The organism is Rhodococcus ruitaii, from assembly GCF_055230935.1.
Window position 1 is genome coordinate 66328 of the sequence record NZ_JBUYWC010000018.1, and the last position, 21245, is coordinate 87572.

19 protein-coding genes and 1 pseudogene are annotated in these 21245 nt (G+C 65.0%); 5 read left to right on the forward strand and 15 right to left on the reverse strand.

Features of this window, described 5'->3' with window-relative positions; translation table 11 throughout:
* Window positions 1-83: 83 nt before the first annotated feature.
* From ACZI8W_RS21795 to ACZI8W_RS21850, 12 genes are all read right to left on the reverse strand, one after another.
* The gene (locus tag ACZI8W_RS21795; protein WP_463370595.1) at window positions 84-659 is read right to left on the reverse strand and encodes a hypothetical protein; all 576 of its coding nucleotides are present in this window, start codon (window positions 657-659) and stop codon (window positions 84-86) included.
* Complete coding sequence (locus ACZI8W_RS21800) at window positions 656-1867, reverse strand: MlaD family protein (protein ID WP_463370596.1); 1212 nt, start codon at window positions 1865-1867, stop codon at window positions 656-658. Before ACZI8W_RS21800 ends, ACZI8W_RS21795 begins: the two co-directional genes overlap by 4 nt.
* Window positions 1864-2922, reverse strand: coding sequence for an MCE family protein (locus tag ACZI8W_RS21805; RefSeq protein ID WP_463370597.1), 1059 nt, complete (start codon window positions 2920-2922; stop codon window positions 1864-1866). Before ACZI8W_RS21805 ends, ACZI8W_RS21800 begins: the two co-directional genes overlap by 4 nt.
* The gene (locus ACZI8W_RS21810) at window positions 2919-4034 is read right to left on the reverse strand and encodes an MCE family protein (protein ID WP_463370598.1); all 1116 of its coding nucleotides are present in this window, start codon (window positions 4032-4034) and stop codon (window positions 2919-2921) included. The genes ACZI8W_RS21805 and ACZI8W_RS21810 overlap by 4 nt, the downstream gene beginning before the upstream one ends.
* Window positions 4031-5095: an MCE family protein gene (locus ACZI8W_RS21815; RefSeq protein WP_463370599.1), complete on the reverse strand. Its 1065-nt coding sequence runs from the start codon at window positions 5093-5095 to the stop codon at window positions 4031-4033. Before ACZI8W_RS21815 ends, ACZI8W_RS21810 begins: the two co-directional genes overlap by 4 nt.
* Window positions 5092-6114: an MCE family protein gene (locus ACZI8W_RS21820; protein WP_463370600.1), complete on the reverse strand. Its 1023-nt coding sequence runs from the start codon at window positions 6112-6114 to the stop codon at window positions 5092-5094. Before ACZI8W_RS21820 ends, ACZI8W_RS21815 begins: the two co-directional genes overlap by 4 nt.
* A complete protein-coding gene (locus ACZI8W_RS21825) occupies window positions 6111-7403 on the reverse strand; it encodes an MCE family protein (protein WP_463370601.1) in 1293 nt (430 codons plus the stop codon). The genes ACZI8W_RS21820 and ACZI8W_RS21825 overlap by 4 nt, the downstream gene beginning before the upstream one ends.
* The gene (locus tag ACZI8W_RS21830) at window positions 7400-8263 is read right to left on the reverse strand and encodes an MlaE family ABC transporter permease (RefSeq protein ID WP_463370602.1); all 864 of its coding nucleotides are present in this window, start codon (window positions 8261-8263) and stop codon (window positions 7400-7402) included. Before ACZI8W_RS21830 ends, ACZI8W_RS21825 begins: the two co-directional genes overlap by 4 nt.
* A complete protein-coding gene (locus ACZI8W_RS21835; protein WP_463370603.1) occupies window positions 8263-9072 on the reverse strand; it encodes an MlaE family ABC transporter permease in 810 nt (269 codons plus the stop codon). Before ACZI8W_RS21835 ends, ACZI8W_RS21830 begins: the two co-directional genes overlap by 1 nt.
* A 116-nt stretch (window positions 9073-9188) precedes the next feature.
* Window positions 9189-10769, reverse strand: coding sequence for a fatty-acid--CoA ligase FadD5 (gene fadD5 / locus ACZI8W_RS21840; protein ID WP_463370604.1), 1581 nt, complete (start codon window positions 10767-10769; stop codon window positions 9189-9191).
* Window positions 10770-11047: 278 nt separating this feature from the next.
* A complete protein-coding gene (locus ACZI8W_RS21845; RefSeq protein ID WP_463370605.1) occupies window positions 11048-11839 on the reverse strand; it encodes an enoyl-CoA hydratase in 792 nt (263 codons plus the stop codon).
* Window positions 11836-12546: an NAD(P)H-dependent flavin oxidoreductase gene (locus ACZI8W_RS21850; RefSeq protein ID WP_463370606.1), complete on the reverse strand. Its 711-nt coding sequence runs from the start codon at window positions 12544-12546 to the stop codon at window positions 11836-11838. Before ACZI8W_RS21850 ends, ACZI8W_RS21845 begins: the two co-directional genes overlap by 4 nt.
* A gap of 252 nt (window positions 12547-12798) precedes the next feature.
* Here ACZI8W_RS21850 and ACZI8W_RS21855 point away from each other — a divergent pair, with 252 nt between their 5' ends.
* The 3 genes and pseudogenes from ACZI8W_RS21855 to ACZI8W_RS21865 all read left to right on the forward strand — a co-directional run bounded on the left by ACZI8W_RS21855 (window position 12799) and on the right by ACZI8W_RS21865 (window position 15192).
* A complete protein-coding gene (locus ACZI8W_RS21855; protein ID WP_463370607.1) occupies window positions 12799-14097 on the forward strand; it encodes a TetR/AcrR family transcriptional regulator in 1299 nt (432 codons plus the stop codon).
* Window positions 14094-14704 (forward strand): annotated as a pseudogene (locus tag ACZI8W_RS21860) (alcohol dehydrogenase catalytic domain-containing protein). Before ACZI8W_RS21855 ends, ACZI8W_RS21860 begins: the two are co-directional and overlap by 4 nt.
* An 11-nt stretch (window positions 14705-14715) precedes the next feature.
* Complete coding sequence (locus ACZI8W_RS21865; RefSeq protein WP_463370608.1) at window positions 14716-15192, forward strand: DUF4334 domain-containing protein; 477 nt, start codon at window positions 14716-14718, stop codon at window positions 15190-15192.
* Window positions 15193-15263: 71 nt separating this feature from the next.
* Here the strand turns inward: ACZI8W_RS21865 and ACZI8W_RS21870 are convergent, their stop codons facing one another.
* Together ACZI8W_RS21870 and ACZI8W_RS21875 are read right to left on the reverse strand one after the other, a co-directional pair.
* Complete coding sequence (locus tag ACZI8W_RS21870) at window positions 15264-16133, reverse strand: oxygenase MpaB family protein (protein ID WP_463370609.1); 870 nt, start codon at window positions 16131-16133, stop codon at window positions 15264-15266.
* An 86-nt stretch (window positions 16134-16219) separates the two neighbouring features.
* Window positions 16220-16984, reverse strand: coding sequence for a GntR family transcriptional regulator (locus tag ACZI8W_RS21875; RefSeq protein WP_463370610.1), 765 nt, complete (start codon window positions 16982-16984; stop codon window positions 16220-16222).
* 131 nt (window positions 16985-17115) lie between these two features.
* Between ACZI8W_RS21875 and ACZI8W_RS21880 the strand changes: the two genes are divergently transcribed.
* Together ACZI8W_RS21880 and ACZI8W_RS21885 are read left to right on the forward strand one after the other, a co-directional pair.
* Window positions 17116-18648, forward strand: a complete 1533-nt coding sequence (locus tag ACZI8W_RS21880; protein ID WP_463370611.1) for an aldehyde dehydrogenase family protein — start codon at window positions 17116-17118, stop codon at window positions 18646-18648.
* Between the two features lie 4 nt (window positions 18649-18652).
* The gene (locus ACZI8W_RS21885) at window positions 18653-19651 is read left to right on the forward strand and encodes an oxygenase MpaB family protein (RefSeq protein WP_463370612.1); all 999 of its coding nucleotides are present in this window, start codon (window positions 18653-18655) and stop codon (window positions 19649-19651) included.
* A 46-nt stretch (window positions 19652-19697) separates the two neighbouring features.
* Here the strand turns inward: ACZI8W_RS21885 and ACZI8W_RS21890 are convergent, their stop codons facing one another.
* A complete protein-coding gene (locus tag ACZI8W_RS21890; RefSeq protein WP_463370613.1) occupies window positions 19698-21173 on the reverse strand; it encodes an MFS transporter in 1476 nt (491 codons plus the stop codon).
* Window positions 21174-21245 lie beyond the last annotated feature (72 nt).

A 21245-nucleotide genomic window follows, 5' to 3' on the forward strand; every position in this document is an offset into this window, starting at 1 on the left:
AAATAATCCTTCCGATTCAAGATAGTCATATTCTCGGATGATGCAACAGGCTCGCAGCGAGACCTTTCCTCGGTTCGGTGTCGCTACTTCGCGTCGGCGCCGTCGAGCATCCACGTGTCGTCGATGCGCTTCACGGTGATGAGGAACCGCGTTGCGTCGGTTCGCCCCTCGGGGACGACGACGTTCTTGACGTCCTGGTCGAGGAACACCAGCACCGTGGCGGTGTCGCCGGCGAGCGTCTCGAGACCGGCGTGCGAGACCGTCGCAACTGACGAGCCCTGCCCGTTCTCGACGAGTCCGCGCAGGTCGCCCGCGACACCCGAGTACTTCGCCGCGAACTCTTCGGTGGAGGCCGCGGCCACGGCCTCGAGTGAATCGTCGAACGACTGGTAATCGTAGGTGCCCAGAGTTGTCGCGTACTCGCGAGCGGCGTCGACCGCCTCGATACGCAGCGAGTCGGTCTGCTCTGCCTGCCACCACCGGAATCCGAAGAAACCGGCGACGACAGCCAGCAGGACGATGACCACGATGGCGACCGCCCGTCCGATTCCGGAGCGTCGCATGGGCCGCTGATCCAATTCGTCGGTCTCCGCAGCCGCCGATGCCGACTCTTCGGTCGCGGCGTTCACCGACTTTCGGGTCGGGTCTTCGTCGGTCATTGCCCGAGTCCTTCCAGGAGGTTCCGCCAGTAGTTCAGGGCCTCGACCCCGGTCGGGATCAGGAGCGGATCGTCGGCCATGTCGGGACCCACCACGCTCCCGGGAGTGGTCTGCCCCTGCAGGCCCAGATCGTTCGGTCTCGGAGCGGCACGCGCGCCGCGTTGGGAGAGATCTTCTCCGGGCGGGCAGTACAGCGTCCGGTTGGGCTCACGTGGGCCTTCGTCACCGACCATCATCCGCTGAGTGTCGTAGACGCAGACCGGCCCCTGCGTCCCGACCAGAGAGAAGTCGGCGCGGTCCCCCTTGACGATGCCGGACAGGTCGGCGAGCGTCGCCGGCATCGCATCGAGGAGCGCGGAGGCCGCCGGCGCGCGAGGACCGGCCACCTCCCCGATCGTGACAAGGTTCGTCATCAGCACGCCGAAGTTGTCCGTCGTCCCGGCGAACAATTCTTCGGTGCGTGCAAGCGCATCGGGCGACCGGTCGAGCAAGTACACCAGCGATTCTTTGCTCCCGACAAGCTGGTCCGATACGTCGCGGAACGCGCGCATCGAGCCCGGGAACCCCTCCGAATTGCGCGCGAGTGAGTCGACCAGGCCCAGGCCTTCGTCGAGCAGCGTAGCAATGGTCGGCGCGCGTTCTGAGACCATCGTCGACAGAGCGTCGGCGTTCTCGATCAGTGCCTGCAGTTCCGGACCGGTGTCGCGCAACGCGGTACCCCAGGTGTCGCCCAGCGACACGATCGAATCGGCGTCGACACTCTCGATCAGCTCGGTCATGTGCACCAGCAACTTGTCGAGACGCATTCCCTGCATCTCCTCCGGCACCTCGAGCGTGTCGCCGCTGCGCAGATACGGCCCGTGCTCGGTCTCGGGCTCGATATCGAGGGCAAGGATGCCGATGGCCGTTGCAGTGGACACCCGGCCGACGCTACCGACCGGGATCTGTGTCCCGGGGTCGAGCGAGAGTTCCGCTGTCGACCCGACGCCACCCGGGTTGATCGTGACCGACTCGACGGTCCCCACCGCCACACCGCGGTAGGTGACCGAGGTGCCCGGTCCGATGCTGCGTGCATCGGCCAGATGCGCTGTCAGTTCGACGGCCCCGCCGAAGCTCTGCGGGCCCAGCACGTACCGGACGCCGAACGCGGTCGCGAAGACACCGACCAGCACGAACGCGACCAGCTGGATGAGAACGGGGCGGGTCATCCGATTCCACCCTGCAGCAGATCGGTCAGGCTCGACGCGATGTCGGGCGGCGGCGGTGCGTCGGTCTCCGCACTGGTCGGCACACCGCCGGTCACGAGCAGGTCGATCGCGGCAGGAATGTCGAAAGCACCGTCGAACAGCAGGTAGTCGCCCCGCACTGCCGAGTTGAAGCCGGTGATGAAGTCGTTGACGTTGACGAGCATCGACCCCACCGTCGTGTTGAAGTCGCGGATTCCCGCGGTGACCTCTGCGAGGTCGTCGACCGCGACGCCGATCGTGGTTTCATCGGCCATCACCGTGTCGATCGACGACACGGCTCTCGCCGTACTCGACACCAATGTCCGGAGGTCCTGTTGTTGCGCGGCGAGGACCCCGATCAGCGCAGCGCTGTCGGCGATCCCGTTGTCGATCAGTTCCTGCTGTTGTACGAGCCGCGCGGTCACCGAATCGACGGCCGCGAGTGTCCTTTCGAGGTACTCGGTGTTCTCGTCGGCCAGAGCCATAGTGGAGTCGAGCTCGGTGAGCATCGTGCGGATCGACTCCCCACGGCCGCCGAAGGCCGCATCGAGTTCGGTGGTGATGGTGCGGAGCTGGTCCAGTCCACTACCGTTCACGACGTTGCCGAGCATCGCGAAAGTGCTCTCGATATCGGGGCCGAGTTCGGTCCGGGTGATGGTGTCTCCGTCGGCGAGCAGTTCTTTCGACGCCTCGTCCGGCATGTCTATCCGAATGTACGGGCTCCCCAGCGCCGATTGCAGTCGCACGGACGCACCGACGTTCGCTGGCAGATCCACGGACTCGGTCATGCTGAATTCGACGAAGGCCTGCCGACCGTCGGTCGACATCGAGCTCACGCGGCCCACGATGGCCTGCCCGGCGCGGACCTCGGCACCGAGGTCGACGCGGTCGGCGCTTCCGAAGATCGCGGTCACGGTGTACGTGGAGCCGGGGCCGGTCCGGCCCATGGGCAGACTCTGGAAGCTCAGGGCGCAGCCGGACGTCAGCAGCGCGACCGCCGCGACCAGGACGACAACCACGGTCCTACTCCGCATCATCGCGGGCCTCCCTCGCCCAGCGCACGATCCAACGACTCGGGCACGAGGTCCTCGAACGGGTCGGACAGGTCGAACGGCACGGTGATCGGATTCGTGAAGCCTGCACCGGTGCACAGCGGCAGCGGGTCGCGGGCGCACAACTCCTGCGCGCGCGGAAACTGGCTGATCTGCGTCGAGATGTTCAACCGGATGCGGCCACGCCCGTTCTCTCCGATCGCCTGGTCGATGTTCTGCATGGCGAGCGGCAGGACGTCGAACAGTTCCGCGAATCCCACCTCGTTCGCGGCGAAGGTATCCGTGAGGGTGCGGGCGTTCGCCATGAGCTCTCGGGTGTCGCCACCACGCTCGGCGAGGAGCGTGTCGAGTTGATCCAGGATCGTGGTCAGCTGCGTGATCGGTGCCGAGACATCGACGTTCTGTCGCTGGAGTTCCTCACCGAGTTCAGCGACGCCGTCGACGAGTACTTCGAGCGATCCCTCACGAGAGTTCACCGCGTCCACGGCCGTCCCGAGATCGTCGATGAATTCGCCGATGCCTTCCGACTTGGCGCCGACTACCGATGTTGCCTGGCTGAGCGCGATGATCGCCTCGTTCATCTGCTCACCGAGCCCCTCCGTGGCCTCGGCGGACACTTCCAGTGTGCGGCCGAGGTCGCCGCCCTCGGGACCCATGGCGGCGGCGAGAGTATCGATGCTCTCGAGCATCTCGTCCCAATTGATCGGAGAATGACTGCGCTCGACGGGAATCACGTCTCCGGAGGAGAATTGGGCTCCGTCGCGGTAGGCGGGCGCGAGTTCCACAAACCTGTCGCTGATCACGGATGGATTCATCACGAACGCCGAGACGTCCTCGGGCAGCCCGATGTCGGACGGCACGCTCATCGTCACCTCGACGTGGGTCCCGGCGGGACGCACCTCTTCGACCGTACCGACGGGAAGGCCCAGCACCGCCACGTGGCTACCCGGGTAGATCCCGCTCACGGTGGCGAACTGCGCGGTGACGGTGCGGGTCCGGTCGGGACCCACGACGTACCAGACTCCGGCCGCGCACAACGCCAGCACCGCGAGGATCGCAACCATACGGATGGACCGCGTCTTCAGCACCGGATTCACTTGCAACCCTCCATCACTCCGATGGAGCACAGGAAATTGTCCGGAATCGGCCCGGCAGGGGCATGGACGTCGACCCACGTCCCGTTACCCGCGGCATTCGTGGCTGCGCGCAGGGCCGACGGGAATTCGACAAGGATACGGTCGATGTTGTCGGCGTTCGCCGCGAGTGTCTCGGTCACCGAACGCATGTTCACGAGCAGCCCGTTCAGGTCGTCGGAGTTGTCGGTCAGGAACGTCGCGGCCGACTCCGTGAGTGTGCGAAGATCCTCGACCAGCTGGGACAGCCCTTCCTTTCTGGCGGAAAGGATGCTTACCACCGCGGTCGAGTTCTCCACGAGCGCGGCAACGTCTTCGCTCTGCTCGCTGACGATCGACGTGAGTGATTTCGAGGCCTTCAGTAGGGACGTGACCCGTGCGTCGTTGCGAATCAGCATCTGCGAGGTCGCCTCCACCCCCGCGAGCGCGGAGGAGATCTGCTCCGAATCTGCGGGCATCGTATCGGCGAGGGTCTGCATCATCGCCTCGAGCCCGTCGACATCGAGTCCGTCGGCCACGTGCTCGGCGTCGGTGGCGAGCTCGTCGAGGCTGTAGGGCACACCGGTGCGCGCCAACGGAATCGACCCGTCGTCGAGTTCACCGGCTCCGGCGGGACTCACCGAAAGATACCGCTTGCCGAGGACGGTCTCGAGCTTCACCTCTGCCGTGGTGCGGTCGCCGAGGTTCTGCGATCGGTCCACTCGGAAGTCGACGATCACGCGATCACCCGACAGTTCCATCGACTCGACCCGTCCGGCCGGGACTCCGGCCACGTAGACGGGGTCGTTCGGCGTCAAGCCGGCCGCATTGGCGAGTTCGGCGGTGTACGAATCCGTGCGGAGCCAGTACGTCACCGTCGGAGCTGCCAGCGCCACCAGCATGAGGCCTGTGACCAACGCAATACCGGCGACACCCAGAATCACCGGGTTCGCATTGCGGTCGTGCCGGCCCGAGAAGATCGCGGCGAATGTGTCGCGAAGTGTGCGTACGATACACCGAGACGTCCCACGCCGAAAGCGGCTCATCGGCACACCTCCGAATAGGTCGACCCGAAGATGTTCGTATCGAAGTCGTTCGATTCGATCGTGAAGTTGCACATGTAGAGGTTGAGCCAGCCACCGTAATCGCCGATCCTGTTGATCTTGTGGCCGAGTTCCGGCAGCAACGTCATCGATCGGTTGAACTCGTCGGTCTGCGGAATCCAGGCATCGGTCATCGCCCGCAGGTCAGCGACGGTGGTGTCCAGCGGCGCCATGGCACCGGACATCAGCACCGCGGTGGATCGCACCGCCGAGGAACCGCGATCGATGAGGGCGGCGAGTTGGCCGGTGTCGCCCGCGAGCGCCTGCCCCACCACGTTCATACCCGAGATGAGTTGCGATACTTCGCCGCTTCGACGATCGACGACCGTTGCGAGTTGTTCGAGGTTCACGATGACGTCACCCAGGACCTGCTCCTGCTCGACGATGTCGGTGCTGACGGAAGCCACGTGCAGCAGCAGGGATTCGAGAGTCGCGCCCTGCCCTTGGAACGCGTCGACGACCGAGGACGCCAACGAGTTCATCTGCGCCGGATCGATTGCCTCGAACAACGGCTTGAACCCGTTGAGCAGGGCCGTGAGGTCGACAGGGGGTGTGGTCTGTTCGATCGGAATGGTCGAGCCCGGTTCGAGCACCGGGCCGGATGTGCCGTCGGGCAGGCTCAGGGCGACGTACCGGACACCGATCATGTCGCCGTAGTTGATGTCGGCGAGTACGTCGGTGGTGAGTTCGTGACCGGTTTCGATCTCGAATTCGACTGCAGCAAGAGATGTTCCGTCGTCTTGCGGCTCGAATCTCACTTCCGACACCCGGCCGACACGCACGCCCGCGAGTGTGACGTCGCTGCCGGGGGTGAGGCCTTCGACGTTGGTGAACTCCGCAGCGTAGTCGCTGGTGGATCCGATGATGGGACGCTCCAGGGTGTTACCGACGACGACCGCGGCAAGCACTCCGACCATGCACAACCCGGCGAGCTGGATCCCCGGACCGATATTCGACTTCACGGAATACTCACCGCCGCTCCTCGGACGAGCGGGCCCAGAAGGACCGAGGCCGCAGTGGACGGATCGCGTAGTAGCGCTGCAGGGTCGGCGGGGTCGAGACCGGCGGAGATCTGCTCGAGGAATCCGAGCGGCGCGCTCTCCTCGGCGGCCGACACGACCTGTCGGCGAGCGGTCGCCGAGGTCTGGACCGGGTCGCCGCAGTTCGCTCCCTCCATGCCGGGGTATCGCGGACAATCCGCGCTGGTATACGGCATGGGGTCGGCGAGATCGGCGATGGCGGTGATGTTGAACCGTCCGGTCGAGAACACTCGCGCGCCCGCTTCACCGAAGACTCCCAGGTACTTCAATGTCTCGTCGAGACCCTCCGTGTTGCCGGCGAAGGCTCCGACGACCGGTGCTCCGTTGCGCACGACCGCAATCATGTTGTCGGTGTTCGAGGAGACGAGGTCGGCTCCCCGTGCTCCGAGTGCGGCACCGCCGGAGAGCAGACGGGCGATCCCGTCCTCGCGCGAGAGGACGATCCGCGACAGCTCCGAGGCGCTCTGCATGACGGTGATGACATCGTCGGTGGCGGCGGACATCGATTCGGCCACGGCAACCATCTGCGGCGCCGCTGCGATACCGGCGTCGACGAGCGGGCCCAGGTCCTCCGTCAGCGCGGCCATCCGGTCGATCGTCGCGCCCAGGTATTCTCCGCGACCGTTCAGAGCCTGGCTCACGGCGTCGAGCGCGGTGGCCAGCTGTTCGGGACGCAACTGTTCGAGCAGGTCGGCGGCACGATAGTAGAGGTTGGCGAGTTGCACGGCCTCGTCCGACGTATCGACGGTGACCTCGTCGCCACCCGAGAGCCGCGGGCCGATCGCCGGGTCCTCCGGTGGGACGAGTTCGATGAACACGTCGCCGAACAGCGTGCGCGGCACGATCCGCACCATGACGGACGCGGGGATCTCGGCGATCCGGCCCTGGCCGAGCTGCATGGTCAGGCGAGAGCTGGCGACCCCCGCATCGATACCGACGACGGAACCGACATGTACCCCCTGGTACTGCACACCCGCGGCATCATGGATCAGGCCCGCTTCCGCCGGGACCGTCGCCGTGACCTGCGGATCACGCGAGAGCGAACCCGCGCCCGAAGCCACGAGCAGCGCTCCGACCGCGACCAGGACGACGGACGCGACCGTACCGATGACGGCGAGCATGCCTCTGCTCGGCCCCTCGGTCCGGTTCTTACGTCGCATCCAGGAGCCGCTCTCGGTTCCCACTCGTTCGACGGTGGCAGTGGTCGTCATGACAGCCCGACCCCCGGGATCGTCGGAACCAGACCCCACAGCGCGAACGTCAGGACCACATCGGTGATCCCGATCGCAAGGATGCTCGTACGCAATGCACGCCCGGCGGCGCGGCCCACACCCTCGGGCCCGCCCGAAGCGTAGAACCCGTACGAGCAGTGGACGATCGCGACGATTATCGCGAACACCACGGCCTTGGTGAGTGAGTACCACAGGTCGGTCGGCGACAATGCGAGATGGAAGTAGTAGTCGTAGGTGCCCGCGGAGTTTCCTTGGAAGTTCACGACGACGAGCCGGGTAGCGACATAGGAACCCAGCAGACCGACCATGTAGATCGGAATGACGCACACCGCGGCCGCAATGAGGCGGGTACTTGCAAGGAAGGGAACCGATCTCACGGCCATTGCGTCGAGTGCGTCGATCTCGTCGGAGATCCGCATCGCGCCGAGTTGCGCGGTGAAGCCGGTACCGACCTTGGCGGCCAACGCGATCGACGCGACAACCGGAGCGAGTTCGCGGGTATTGGCGATCGCGGAGAGCATCCCCGACAGCGACGTCATGCCGATGAGTTCGAGACCTCGTTGGGTTTCGACACCCACCATCATGGCGGCAACCGCAGACATCGCGAGCACGATGCCGATCGTGCCGCCGCCGGCCAACAGCGACGCGTAACCGAAGCTGACTTCCCCGACATGGCGTAGGACATGCGAGAAGTACCGGTGCAACGCCGTGGGGATACCGGCTATCACGCGAAAAGCGAAGACGACATGGCGGCCGACTTCGGCGCATTCGTCGACGACGGCGGCGACCGGCCGGCCTACTGCCGAGCGCGCCCGGGTCGCGGCGGTGTATGAGATCATCAGTACGTACCCACCGCCGGCACCATCACGGTGTATATCTGGGACAGAACGGTATTCACGACGAACACCATGATGAAGGCGAGGACCACGCCTTCGTTGACCGCATCGGCGACACCACTCGGGCCGCCCTTGGCATGAAGCCCCTTGAACGACGCGATGAGGGCCGACGTGACCCCGAAACAGGCCGACTTGACCATCGCCATGGCGAAGTCCGACAGTCGCCCGTACTCGGAGAGGGTACGGAGGAACGCTCCACCGGACCCGTCGTTGAGATATATCTCGTACAGGTAGCAGGCGCCGATACCGACGACCGTGACGAGCGCACACAGAATCATCGACACGAGCACCGCCGCGATGAGTCGCGGCACCACGAGGCGCTCGATCACATTGAGACCCAATACCTCCATCGCGTCGATCTCTTCGCGGATGGTGCGCGAACCGAGGTCGGCGCAGATCGCCGAACCACCGACCCCGGCGAGCATCAGCGCGACCACCAGTGCCGCAGCCTGCCCCACGACGACGAACGACACGATCGCGCCGGAATAGGCGCCGGCGCCGAGCTGTCCGGCGAGGGATCCCACCGACACGGCGATGAGCACACCGATCGGCAACATGAGCAGCAGTGACGGTCCGCTGCATACCCTTGCTATGAACAGAGCCTGCGTGATCGTCTCCCCCAGAGACAGCTTCCGCTCGATGATGACACGGAACGCCGCGACGAGCGTCTCGAGCGAGAAGCCGACCAACGCGCCGATCTGGATAGCAAGATCGTGCGCCGGGCCTTTCGCCTTCGGTAGCTCGAATGCCACGTTCCCCACCCCCTCGGTGCCCACTGTTCACATGCCGGGGCTCGGCGACCTGTGTCCGGCTCGTCCCCTGCGCCGGAGCCCAGCCCTGCGTCGGAGCCCAGCCCCTGCGTCGGAGCTCAGCCCTGCGTGACTGCGGACAGTCCGCCCCGCAGATCGCCCTTGACGACCTTGCCGCTGGCGTTACGCGGCAACGCCTCCACGATCACGATCTCCTTCGGGTGCTTGTAGCGCGCGAGGTGCTCGTCGAAGTACGGTTGCAGCTCTTCGAGGGTGAGATTGCCGCGGTCCGGCGTCGGCGCGACGACCGCGACGGGAATCTCGCCCCACTGCGCGTCGGGCCGGCCGACGACCGCTGCCTCCAGAATCGCGGGATGCCCGAAGAGGACGTTCTCGACCTCGGCGCAGTAGATGTTCTCGCCGCCGGAGATGATCATGTCCTTCTTGCGGTCCACGACGTAGACGAAGCCTTCGTCGTCGACTCGCACAAGATCGCCGGAATGGAACCATCCACCGTGGAAGGCATCCGACGTGGCCGTCGGGTTGTTCCAGTAGTCGCGCATCATGGTGGGGCCGCGGTAGACGATCTCGCCGACCTCACCGGCAGCGACATCGTTCATCTCGTCGTCGACCACTCGCGCCTGGATTGTCGGGATGACGCGACCGACGGAACCGAGCTTGCGGATCGCGTCCGCGCCGTCGAGCACGCACGTGATCGGCGACATCTCGGTCTGGCCGAACACTGCGACGTTGAATGCGTCCGGGAAGGTCTCGGCCATGGCGCGCAGAATGGTGTCGGAGCTCGGCGCGGCACCCCACGAGATGTTGCGCAGAGCGAGCTTGCGCGGGTTCGCCTGCTGTGCGGCACACACGGCCTGCCACTGCACCGGCACGAGGAACAAGCTGGTGACCTGCTCGGCCTCGAGCACGTCGAGCAGCGCACCGGGGTCGAATGCGCCGACGGGGTGGATCACGGTGCTGGTGCCGAGCATGAGGCTCGGCGCGATCGAGCCGAGCGCAGCGATATGGAACATCGGCGAGGCACAGAAGCCGATGCCGGACTCGTCGAACTGCTGGAACGCCCGGATGCAGGTGAGCGCTTGAGCTTCCATGTTCGAGTGGGTGAGTACCGCGCCCTTCGGTCGGCCGGTGGTGCCCGAGGTGTACATGATCAGAGCCGGGGTGTCGTTCGGGATATCGACCTGTGGGTGTGGGTCGCCCTCTTCGGCCACGAGGGTGTCGTACGACACCGCGTCACCCTCGGGTTCTGCGCCGATGGTGATCGCCAGGTCGATGCCTTCGGACTGCGCTCGGGCGGCGGCAGCGAGCGGCACGAGCGGGCCCTCGGCCACGATCGCCTTCGCACCGGAATCCGCCACGAGGAACGCGACCTCGGATGCGGTGAGACGAAAGTTGACCGGTACTGCGATCGCTCCGATTGCGTTGGCTGCCAGGACGATCTCGACATACTCGGGGCGGTTGAGCATCAGGATGATGATGCGATCGCCGAACCCGATGTCGCGACGTGACAGCGCATCCGCAAGCTTCTCGATGCGCTCGTCCAGCTGCGACCAGGTGGTCGACTCGCCGAGGAAACGGAACGCGGTGCGGTCGGGCGTCATCAGCGCGTGACGCGCGACCTGGTTGTTCCAATTGTTACTGCGGTAGCGGTGGGCATCCGAGACAGAGGAGGAAACCATCGACGGTCCTTTCGAGACAGGAAAGGTTCGGGACGAAGGGCGCGGCAATTGCCGGGTTCCGGTGTGATGCACACTACAGGCAAACTCCGATTATGACCAGAGCTTTGTTAACGGAGATTCTCATAACATCGACCGAGATAATAATCCGCCGGCACGCAGCACACCTCCCGAAGAAACGCGCGTTAAATAGCATGTGATCAGCTATTTGGTGATCGGGTGGAAACGCGTTTCGGGACCGTGTCCGCACCCGTTCCGCTCACGACATGTGCATACGGCCTCTAGGCGAACTTGGGCCGTCGCTTCTGCAGCATGGCCATGGCACCCTCCGCGAAATCCGCGGAGGCGAGCAGTTCGATCTGACCTGCCTTCTCAAACACCAGCGCATCCTCGAGAGCCGGCAGGGTCGCGTTGTTGAGCGCCTCCTTGGTGAGCGCCAGAGCCCGCCGGGGCCCGCTCGCCGAGCGGGCTGCCACTGCATCGACGTGCGCAGCGAGTTCGCTGTCCGGGAGGGTGCGGGCCACGAGACCGAAGCGGTCGGCGTCGGCCGCGGAGACACGTTCGCCAAGCAGCGCCATCTCAGCCGCGCGGGCACGGCCGATGGCCGCCGGCACCAACAAGCTCGATCCACCGTCGGGCATGAGCCCGATGTTGACGAATGCCAAGAGGAAATACGCACTGTCGGCCGCGTACGTGAGATCGGCCGCTACCGCGATCGACACACCGACGCCGGCGGCCGGCCCGTTCACTGCCGCGATGACGGGCACGGGCGAGTCGACGATCGCGCGAATCACCGAGTTAGCGGTGTCCATCACGACATTCGGATCTGCCGGGTTCGCTCCGGCAGCCGCGAGGTCTGCTCCGGTGCAGAACGCGGCGCCCTCACCCGTGAGAACGATGGTGCGTACCTGCTCGCCCCTCCCGGCCGCGGTCACCGCGTCAGCCAATGCACCCATCGTCTCGAGATCGAGCGCGTTCATCCGCTTCGGACGGTTGATCGTGAGACGGAGAATTCCACCCTCGAGCGTCGAGCGCAGCCCTTCCACGGCGACTCCTTCCGTCGTCTCGGTCATGCTCGCACTCCTGCCTTCGCAGCAACGATGCCGTTCAGGCGTCCGGTGATGATCTCCTCGGCTTCGGAGATCATTCGTTCGACCAGCTCAGCCACCGTCGCGATGTCGGCGAGCTCCGCACCGCGGGACTCGATTTCGACGACCTCTTTACTCACCGCGTTCGCCCCGACACGTGCCGTGTTGCGCAGCGTGCGGAAGATCAGCTTCGTGTCGAGCTCGCTGTTCGCCACGATCTGTTCCTTGACCCGCTGCGCCACAGGCGACTCGACGGTGCACATGAATCGGGTGCCCATGTTCACGCCGTCGGCGCCGAGAGCGAGCGCGGCGACGAGACCGCGTGAATCGGCGATGCCGCCGGACGCAATCACCGGAATCCGGAGTCTGCGGGTGGCGGCGGGAATGAGGACCAGACCGGGAACGTCGTCCTCGCCGGGATGCCCGGCACACTCGAAACCGTCGATGCTCACGGCATCGACTCCCACTCGCTCCGCTTTGAGGGCGTGCCGAACACTCGTGCACTTGTGGATGACCTTGATTCCCACATCCTTGAAGAAGGGCAGATCATCGACCGGGGTGGACCCTGCAGTCTCGACGATCTTGACGCCCGACTCGATGATCGCGGCGCGATACTCGGCGTACGGCGGCGGTGTGATCGACGGCAGGATGGTGAGGTTGACACCGAACGGCTCGGTGAATCGGGTCCTCAAGTGTCCTCCTCGAATCGGCGCAGGACGCTGCACTACGCCCCCCACGTCACCGTCCTTCCCGAGTGGACAGGAAGAATCGGTGTTAACTTTGATGGTCGTCACAGAATTTGTCAATACACCGTGTTCTGCGGTTTTGATGTGAATTCGATGCCATATTCGCGTTCCGATTCAGAGGTTTCGGCTGTTACCTTTAGAGTTGGGTGGCTCTCCGCGATCGGTCGCGGATCCGACACAATCGACGAGGAGTTCAGGGTGGCCGAACACGCGCAGGTCGGGGCGCGCGCACGAGCGAACTCCGGTAGCAAGACCACGGCCGGGAAGACCATGGCCGGCAACACCACGGCGGTGCGCCGCCGACCCAAGAACCGCAAGGCGCAGATCGCAGCCGTCGCTGCCGAGGCATTCAGCGAGCGTGGCTACCACGGCGTGAGCATCGACGAGATCGCGAAGACCGTCGGAATCTCCGGGCCGGCCCTCTACCGCCATTTCCCGAACAAGTACGCGCTGTTCCTGTATGCGGTCAACGAGCTGGCAGACTCGCTCGAAGCGGCCGTCGACGAGTTCGACGCCGTCGACAACACCGACCCGAGCGACACCCTCGACCGTCTCCTGTCTGCGACTATCCGCACCACCATCGCCAACCGCCGGACCGGTGGCCTGTACCGCTGGGAACGCCGCTACCTGTCGAAGGACGACGGCCTGCAGGTTCGCGACAAGATGGTCGCGATCAATCGGCGCCTCGCCCACCTCGCCGCACAGCTGCGCCCCGATCTCACCGACTCCGACGACGTCGTGCTCAGTACCGCGCTACTGAGCACGATCGGGTCGATCACCACGCACCGCGCGCCACTGTCGAACCGTCGACTCCAGCAGCTCCTGTTGGGCGCGTGCCACTCGATCCTGGCGACACCGCTCGTCCCCGTCGATTCGGATTCCGGGAAACCACAGGCCAAACGCGGTCTCGCGACATCCAACAAGCGTGAAGTGCTACTGCACGAAGCGGTTCTACTGTTCGACGCGCGCGGCTATCACGATGTGAGCATCGAGGAGATCGGCGCTGCAGCGGGCATCAACGCCTCGGGCGTGTACCGGCACTTCCCGAGCAAGGCCGATCTACTCGCCGCAGCCTTCCACCGCGCGGGCGATCGCGTGGCGATGTCCGTGGAATCAGCCCTGACCGGATCGTCCACCCCCGACCAGGCACTCGAGCACCTCGTGGACGTGTTCGTTCGGTTGGCGTTCGACCACAGTGAGCTGATGTCGGTCTATTTCGCCGAGATCGGCAACCTCCCGAAGCCTCATCGCAGCAACCTCCGCAACATCCAGCGCCTGAACATCGAGGAGTGGGCACGCATCGTCGCCGAATTGCGCGCCGATCTCTCCGCCGTCGAATGCCGTTTCCTCGTCCACGCTGCGCTCATCCTCTCGCTCGACGTCGGGCAGGTGATGCACTTCCGGCGAACGGAATCCAACCAGCGTCGAGTGCAGCAATTGATGCTGGCGGTACTCGTGGGCAACCGCGGCGTTCCGGTCGAGGAAGCGTCCTCATGACCCGCGTCGCGCGCGCAGCCGTACTGCGCGAACACGACGCTCCCCTGCGGATCGAACCCGTTGTCGTCCCCGAGCTTCGGCCCGACGAGATCCTTGTGAGGATCCGCGGGGTCGGGATCTGCCACACCGATCTCACCGCAGCGGCCGGCGGAGTTCCGATTCCGCTTCCTGCCGTACTGGGCCATGAGGGGTCCGGGGTTGTCGCGGAGGTCGGGTCGAGCGTCGTGGGCCTGCGCGTGGGTGATTCGGTGGTCATCGGCCCGTATTCGGTCTCGGCGCGGTGGAATCGGTGGGGGCCGAAGCAGTGATCCGCCAGGCGATGTCGTCACTCACGAGCCCCGGAGTGTGCGCGACCCTCGGTTTACGCGGCGGACGGAACCCCATCACGATCGATCAGACACATCTGCTCAGTGGTCGCACCCTGACCGGGGTCATCGAGGGCGACGCCGACCCGCACATCTTCCTCCCCGAACTCGCCGCATTCTGGCGCGACGGTCGTTTCCCGGTCGAGAAGATCACCAGCACATTCCCTTTCGATAAGCTCGACGACGCCTTCACCGCGGTAGCCGCAGGTGAGGTCGTCAAGGCCGTACTCACCTTCGACTGACAGGAACCGACATGGACGTTGGCCAGGAGCTTGCAGCACTGCGTAGCCGTACCGACCGGATCGATCCTCGCGAGCTCGATGCCCTCTGGGAACGACTCGAGCCCGCACGAATCGACGACCTGATCGGATATCGCTGGAAGGGATTCAGTTTCGACACCGGCCATCGCACCCACGAGATGCTCGGCGGCGCCCGCTGGTACGGGAAGTCGTTCGCGTCGGTCTCCGAGGTCCAGCCTCTCGTGTGCCGGGACGAGGACGGGGAGTTGTTCTCCGACAAGAAGACCGGTCGTGGCGAAGCGAGCCTGTGGGACGTGGTGTTCCGGGGCGAGGTGACCGCAACGATGGTGTACGACGGGATGCCGGTGTTCGACCACTTCAAGAAGGTCGACGACGATACCGTGATCGGCGTGATGAACGGCAAGGGCGGTCTCGTCTTCGACAACGGCGAGCACTATTGGTTCGGCCTCGAACGCGACGTCGCACTCTGATTCACCGATCACATGTGAATGCCGCCCTCCGCCGAGCGACTCGGCCGGGGGCGGCATCCGCCGTTGCGGTGTCAGACGATGCGGCGGCCCGAGGCGAATCGGCGCCGCATATCGCGCAGGTAATATGTGGCCGACAGCTGCCGGATCGGCCGCGGCACCTTTCGGTACACCGGGGGAAAGACCTTCCAGAACAGATCGAACCGGCGCTGGTCGCGGGGGCTCCACGGCAGGGAGAACTCGTCGCGCATGCGTTGCGGCAGAAGGCCGGTAGTCATGAAACGCTGCAGCGGCATGAGTAGCTTCACAGGCAGGGGCGAGTCTCCGCCCTGGAGCAGACCGCGGGCGAAGGAACGCACCTTCTCGTCGACTTCCATCGTCGCGATCATGTTGTCCCAGTATGCGTCGAACTCCGCGCGGGTGGCCGGCCACATGTCTTCCTTGACCTGAAGCGCCGTGCCGTAGACCGCGGACTGTCGGTAGATCCACTCGAGGTCGGCGTCGGAGAGCTTGTGGAACATGCGCTCATACATTTCGACGCCGTTGCGGTAGAGCGTTGACGCAACCCACAATTGAAGCTCAGGGTCGAACGCGTTGTAGGTCTCGGACCGCACCGGAACGTGGGCCTGGTTGACCATCCGGACGATCTGCTTGCGCTCCTCGGGACTGCCGAGAGTAACCGCGTAGACATAGGTCATCGTGGTGCGCAGCCGGTCGAGTGGACGATGGAGAGTAGTGCTGTGGTCGGCCACACCGTGCCCGGTGCCTCGGTCAGCGAGTTGCAGCAGCACGGTCGATCCAGCCCCCAGGAGAAGCATCGATTCACCGACGAAGTCCGCAATGTCGACCGAACCCCGCTCGATCGGAGCGAAATCGGCGCGGCCATCGGTGTCGTCGCCCCCTGCCACCACACTGGGCCCGTTCGCTTCCACTGATGATGCCATGGGTCGCCTCCTCGGCGAAGGACGGATGCTGCACTGTCATCCAAAGTGTGCACGACCGTGTTCAGATAAGCAAGAGGGCTTGCTCCCTAATTTCCGCCGTCGGCCTCGGCGACCCGTGTCCGGTGCGCCAGCAACCGGACTGCAGCATCCTCGAACTGCACGAGAGTCTGCGTGGTGACCTCACCCCGATCACCCGCACGCATCGCGGCGATGAGCCGCTCGTGCGACCGCACGGCAACGACTCCCCACTGCCGATCCCGTGCGAAAAGCCGATACGGCAGGGTGCGCGCGGCGGTATCGAGGAACCACGCGAGCTTCGGGCTGTTCGCTATGCGGTTCACCTCGCGGTGAAAGCACCACTCGGCGTTAGCAATACGTTCGACGTCCGGCGCTCCACCCGAAACCGGCGAACCATTCGACGCCGTCACGCGAACACGCAGACGCTCGTTGAGCCCCGCCAGAACCTCGAGGTTGCCGGCATCGGCGTGGTCGGTCGCCCGCAAGGCGAGCTCCACCGCGAGTTTCCCTTGCAGCCAGAAGATGTCGTCGATATCGGAGTTGGTCAACGGCGACACACGATACCCACGGTTCGGCGCGGACTCGACCATGCCCTCACCGCGGAGCGTGAGCAACGCCTCCCGCACCGGGGTCACGCTGACTCCAAGTTCGGCTGCAGTGTCGTCCAATCGGATGAAGTCGCCTGGCCGGAAGGCCCCCGACATGATTGAGCTGCGCAGGTGAGCGGCCACCTCGTCGGACAATTGGGGGCGCCGCCGCATGCGTGACGACACAGATCGCGATGCGTTGCGTTCGGCAGCAACGGCATCGGTTGCGCGTGCCGGAAGGGCCATGTGCTTCTCCTGACGGCCCAGAGGGCGAGTGGATCGGGCTTGTCCGTTCGGTGCGAGGCGCATAGTGTGAGCTCCACTACAGCCAATCACATCAAATATATGTGAGGCGATCCGTCAGAAAGCGTCAAAAAATGACACAGAAGAGCAGTACGACGGGCTCGGACACCACCACCTCGAAGACCGGGGGCGAGTCGTCCGCCACCACCTTCGCCAGCCTCGACCCACGCTCAGGCGACGTGATCGCCGAGTATCCCATCGCCGATCAGGCAGCGGTAGACGAGGCAGTCGACCGTGCTCGTATCGCCACACGCTGGTGGGATGCACAGGGGTACCGCGGGCGTCGCGAATGGCTCCTCGAATTCAAGAAGGCTGTCGCCCAGGATGCGGTCGCCCTTGCGACGCTGGTCTCACGCGAGACCGGCAAGCCGTACGGTGACGCATTCCTCGAGGTCATGCTTGCGATCGAACACCTGGATTGGGCAGCGAAGAACGCGAAGAAGGTACTCAGAGCTCGGAAGGTGCCCTCGGGAATCGCGAGTTTCAACCAGGCCGCAACGCTCGGGTACACGGCACTCGGTGTCGTCGGTGTCATCGGCCCATGGAACTACCCCGTATACACCCCGATGGGTTCGATTTCCTACGCCCTCGCCGCCGGCAACGCCATCGTCTTCAAGCCGAGCGAGTTGACGCCGGGTGTCGGCAAGTGGCTCGAGGAGAAGTGGAACTCCATCGCACCGACCCAGCCCGTGCTCCAGGTCGTGACCGGCCTCGGCGAAACCGGGTCTGCGCTTACTCGCGCGGGTGTCGACAAGATCGCGTTCACCGGTTCCGGCCCGACTGCCCGCAAGGTGATGGCCGTGTGTGCCGAGTCGCTCACCCCGCTCGTCGCCGAGTGCGGCGGCAAGGACGCGATGATCGTCGCGGCCGATGCCGACATCGACAAAGCGGTGGACTTCGCAGCGTTCGGCGCGTTCGGCAATGCCGGGCAGACCTGCGCGGGCGTCGAGCGCATCTACGTCGTCGAGTCCGTTTACCGGGAGTTCCTCGACAAACTGACGGCCATCGTGAAGCGGGCCACGCCAGGCGGAAGCGACGAGTCGACATACGGCCCGATGACGCTGCCCCGCCAAGTCGATATCGTGCGCAGCCACATCGAGGATGCACTCTCCAGCGGGGGCACCGCGGTGGTCGGCGGCACCGAGTCTGTGGGCGAACGCATCATCGAGCCCGTGATCCTCACGGACGTGCCCGAGACGTCGCGCGCGGTGTGCGAGGAGACCTTCGGTCCCACCGTCGTCGTCAACCGGGTGCGCGACCTCGACGAGGCGGTCGACCGGGCCAACGGCACGGCGTACGGCCTCGGCGCATCGATCTTCATCGGTAGCAAGTCCAAAGGTCGTGAACTGGCCGAACGCCTCCGCAACGGCATGGTCTCGGTGAATTCGGTGCTCGGCTTCGCAGGAATCCCGTCGCTGCCGTTCGGCGGTATCGGCGAATCCGGATTCGGTCGCATCCACGGCGCCGACGGACTCCGGGAGTTCAGCCGACCCAAGTCGGTCACGGTCGAGAGGTTCAGCTCGCCGCTGAAGCTGATGAGCCTCGAACGACCCGAGCGCGACCTGAACCTGTCCGCAAAGATGCTGAAGTTCATGCACGGGAGGTAGACAGATGACCACCACAGGACCGCGGGCGAAGCGGTCGCGTAAGCCGGCCGTCGCCACGCCGCCCGAAGCGCGGAGCGAGAAGGCAGGGCCGATCGAGAAGGCAGGGCCGATCGAGAAGGCAGGGACGTTTCCCGGACCGAATCGCGACCCGCATCCGAAAGCCGGGCGATACGGCTGGCTGAAAGTAGTCGAGGACCTCGACCCCCTCACCCATCACCAGGACATCCTGCGGATCACCGCGGGATACGAGTTCCCGTGGGACTACCAGCGGTCGCTCGAGTTCGCGCTGTTCCGCACGTACTGTGTGCCGACCATCTCCGAGTTGCTCGCCCGCACCGGCGAGTTCGAGCGTCGGCCGCAGAAGCGATACGACGACACCGCCCTGTTGATGGCCGAACTCATCGAGCACGGGTACGACGCCGAACGCGGGCGTGAATCGCTGCGCAACATCAACCGTATGCACGGTAAGTACTCGATCGACAACGACGACATGTTGTACGTGCTGTCGACATTCGTGTACGACCCGTTGGACTGGATCGACAACTACGGCTGGCGTCGCCTGCATCCGAAGGAGCGGCTCGCGTCGTTCTACTTCTACCGGCAGGTCGGAATACGGATGGGCATCAAGGACATCCCGGAGTCGTTCCAGGAGTTCCATCGGTTCAAGCTCGAATACGAGCGGAAGATGTTCGACTACAGCGACGACAACCACGCCATCGGGACCTACACGCTCGATCTCTTCAAGTCGTGGTACCCGAAGGCACTCGGTCCCGGTGTCGAGAAGGTCGTGTACTCCCTGATCGACGACCGGATGGCCAGGGCGTTCGGATTCCCCAAAGGGTCACCGCGCATGCGGGCAGTGTCGGAGAGCGCACTGCGGATGCGCTCCGCTCTTGTCCGCAGATTCCCCAAGCGCAGGATATCGGTGTCGGGAGGCAATGCCACCAACCGCACGTATCCCGGTTACCCACTGGGCTATCGTCCGCGGGATCTCGGCGTCTGATAGCGATCGCCGCCGCACACTGAACTGGACGTGCCCGCGCGCAGGCTCATACCGTCGCGCGCTTGGGCATCCTCGACCCGAGAGACGGCAACGCGAACGCCGACGCGAACACGACGATGGCGCAGGCGCCGCACGCCAGATACACGATGACGAACCCGCGGGGGTCGATGCCGCCCGCAACCATGTGCGCAGCGAGCACCGTCGCGACCACCGCGCTACACACGGTGCTGCCGACAGTCCGGAGCAGGACATTGACACCGTTGGCGGACGCGTTCTGCGACAGTGGGACGGCGCTGAGCAGCAGGATCGGCAGTGTGCAGTACACGAAGGTCGTTCCGATCGCGGCGATGAAGATGGCCGCTACGACCGTCCACAGCGGCTTGTCCGGAACCGCGTGCACGGAGTAACCCACGATCAGGAACGTCGCGCCGATCATGATCGCGATCTTCGGGCCGAACCGGTCGGAGACCCGTGAGGCCACAAGGGCGAAGATCATCATCGCGAAGCTGGCTGGTAGCTGACATATCGCCGCTTGCAGGATGGTCAGGCCGTAGCCTGCCCCGTGCTCTGGCGATGCCTGGAGCAGCTGCGTCGTGATGAGAGTGTTTCCGTAGAAGGCGAAGCCGACGAGCAGCGCGGACAGGTGCGGGGTCAGGACCGAACGCCGCACGGACACCCTCAGGTCCACGAGCGGATTCCGGTTCCGTAGCTGCTGGAAACTCCAGACCGCGAACAGCAGAATCGAGCAGGCGAACATGGTCAGGACCGCGACGCTCGTCCACCCCCACGCGCTGCCCTGCGTGATCGGCACCAGTAGGCAGATCAGTGCGCCGGAGAGACCGGCGGCTCCGCCGACGTCGAACCGACCACCGGTGCGGGTCGTCGACGGGGCGATGACGAACGACGCCGCGACGGCGACCCCCGCGCCGATCGCCGTGGTCACCCAGAACAGCAGGTGCCAATCCGCGAACTGGACGATCGCGGCGGCGAACGGGATACCCACGGCCGTACCGATACCGAGCGTGGAGCTGAGGACGGCAATGGAGCGATCGACTCGGTCGCGCGGCATGACCTCGCGCAGGATCGCCATGCCGATCGGGAGGACGGCAGCGCCTGCACCTTGGAGCCCCCGAGCGAAGATCAGCAATCCGATGTTCGACGTGAGTGCGCAGATCAGCGACCCGATGGTCATCATCCCGAAGGCGATGAGGAGCATCTGCTTCTTGCCGATCATGTCGGCGAGGCGCCCGAAAATGGGCGTCATCACAGCGCCGACAAGCAGCGTGCTCGTGACCAGCCACGATACGGCGGTGGGGCTCGCGCCCGTGAAACCGGGAAGGCTCGGCAGCAACGGCACGATGACGGTCTGCATGACGGCCTGGAAGATCGCGCCCACCGCGAGAACGGGGAAGACGAACTTCGACAGGTCCGGGCGGCCGGAACGGTGCACGGAACGTCGCCGCAGGGTCGCGCCGCGATTCAGGCCTGGAACGTGGAGCCGGAGCGGCAACGAGACTGTCACGCGACTCCCTCCGGATGCAGTAAATGGCTGTTCACCACCTTAGGTGAACAGCCATTTACCCCACAACCGAAG

Bases quoted from the DNA above. Each gene is read 5' to 3' on its own strand.
- fadD5 (WP_463370604.1), bottom strand. From the start codon at position 10,769: ATGGTTTCCTCCTCTGTCTCGGATGCCCACCGCTACCGCAGTAACAAT.
- ACZI8W_RS21825 (WP_463370601.1), bottom strand. From the start codon at position 7,403: ATGACGACCACTGCCACCGTCGAACGAGTGGGAACCGAGAGCGGCTCC.
- ACZI8W_RS21800 (WP_463370596.1), bottom strand. From the start codon at position 1,867: ATGACCCGCCCCGTTCTCATCCAGCTGGTCGCGTTCGTGCTGGTCGGT.
- ACZI8W_RS21805 (WP_463370597.1), bottom strand. From the start codon at position 2,922: ATGATGCGGAGTAGGACCGTGGTTGTCGTCCTGGTCGCGGCGGTCGCG.
- ACZI8W_RS21795 (WP_463370595.1), bottom strand. From the start codon at position 659: ATGACCGACGAAGACCCGACCCGAAAGTCGGTGAACGCCGCGACCGAA.
- ACZI8W_RS21880 (WP_463370611.1), top strand. From the start codon at position 17,116: ATGACACAGAAGAGCAGTACGACGGGCTCGGACACCACCACCTCGAAG.
- ACZI8W_RS21830 (WP_463370602.1), bottom strand. From the start codon at position 8,263: ATGATCTCATACACCGCCGCGACCCGGGCGCGCTCGGCAGTAGGCCGG.
- ACZI8W_RS21870 (WP_463370609.1), bottom strand. From the start codon at position 16,133: ATGGCATCATCAGTGGAAGCGAACGGGCCCAGTGTGGTGGCAGGGGGC.
- ACZI8W_RS21875 (WP_463370610.1), bottom strand. From the start codon at position 16,984: ATGGCCCTTCCGGCACGCGCAACCGATGCCGTTGCTGCCGAACGCAAC.
- ACZI8W_RS21845 (WP_463370605.1), bottom strand. From the start codon at position 11,839: ATGACCGAGACGACGGAAGGAGTCGCCGTGGAAGGGCTGCGCTCGACG.
- ACZI8W_RS21885 (WP_463370612.1), top strand. From the start codon at position 18,653: ATGACCACCACAGGACCGCGGGCGAAGCGGTCGCGTAAGCCGGCCGTC.
- ACZI8W_RS21865 (WP_463370608.1), top strand. From the start codon at position 14,716: ATGGACGTTGGCCAGGAGCTTGCAGCACTGCGTAGCCGTACCGACCGG.
- ACZI8W_RS21815 (WP_463370599.1), bottom strand. From the start codon at position 5,095: ATGAGCCGCTTTCGGCGTGGGACGTCTCGGTGTATCGTACGCACACTT.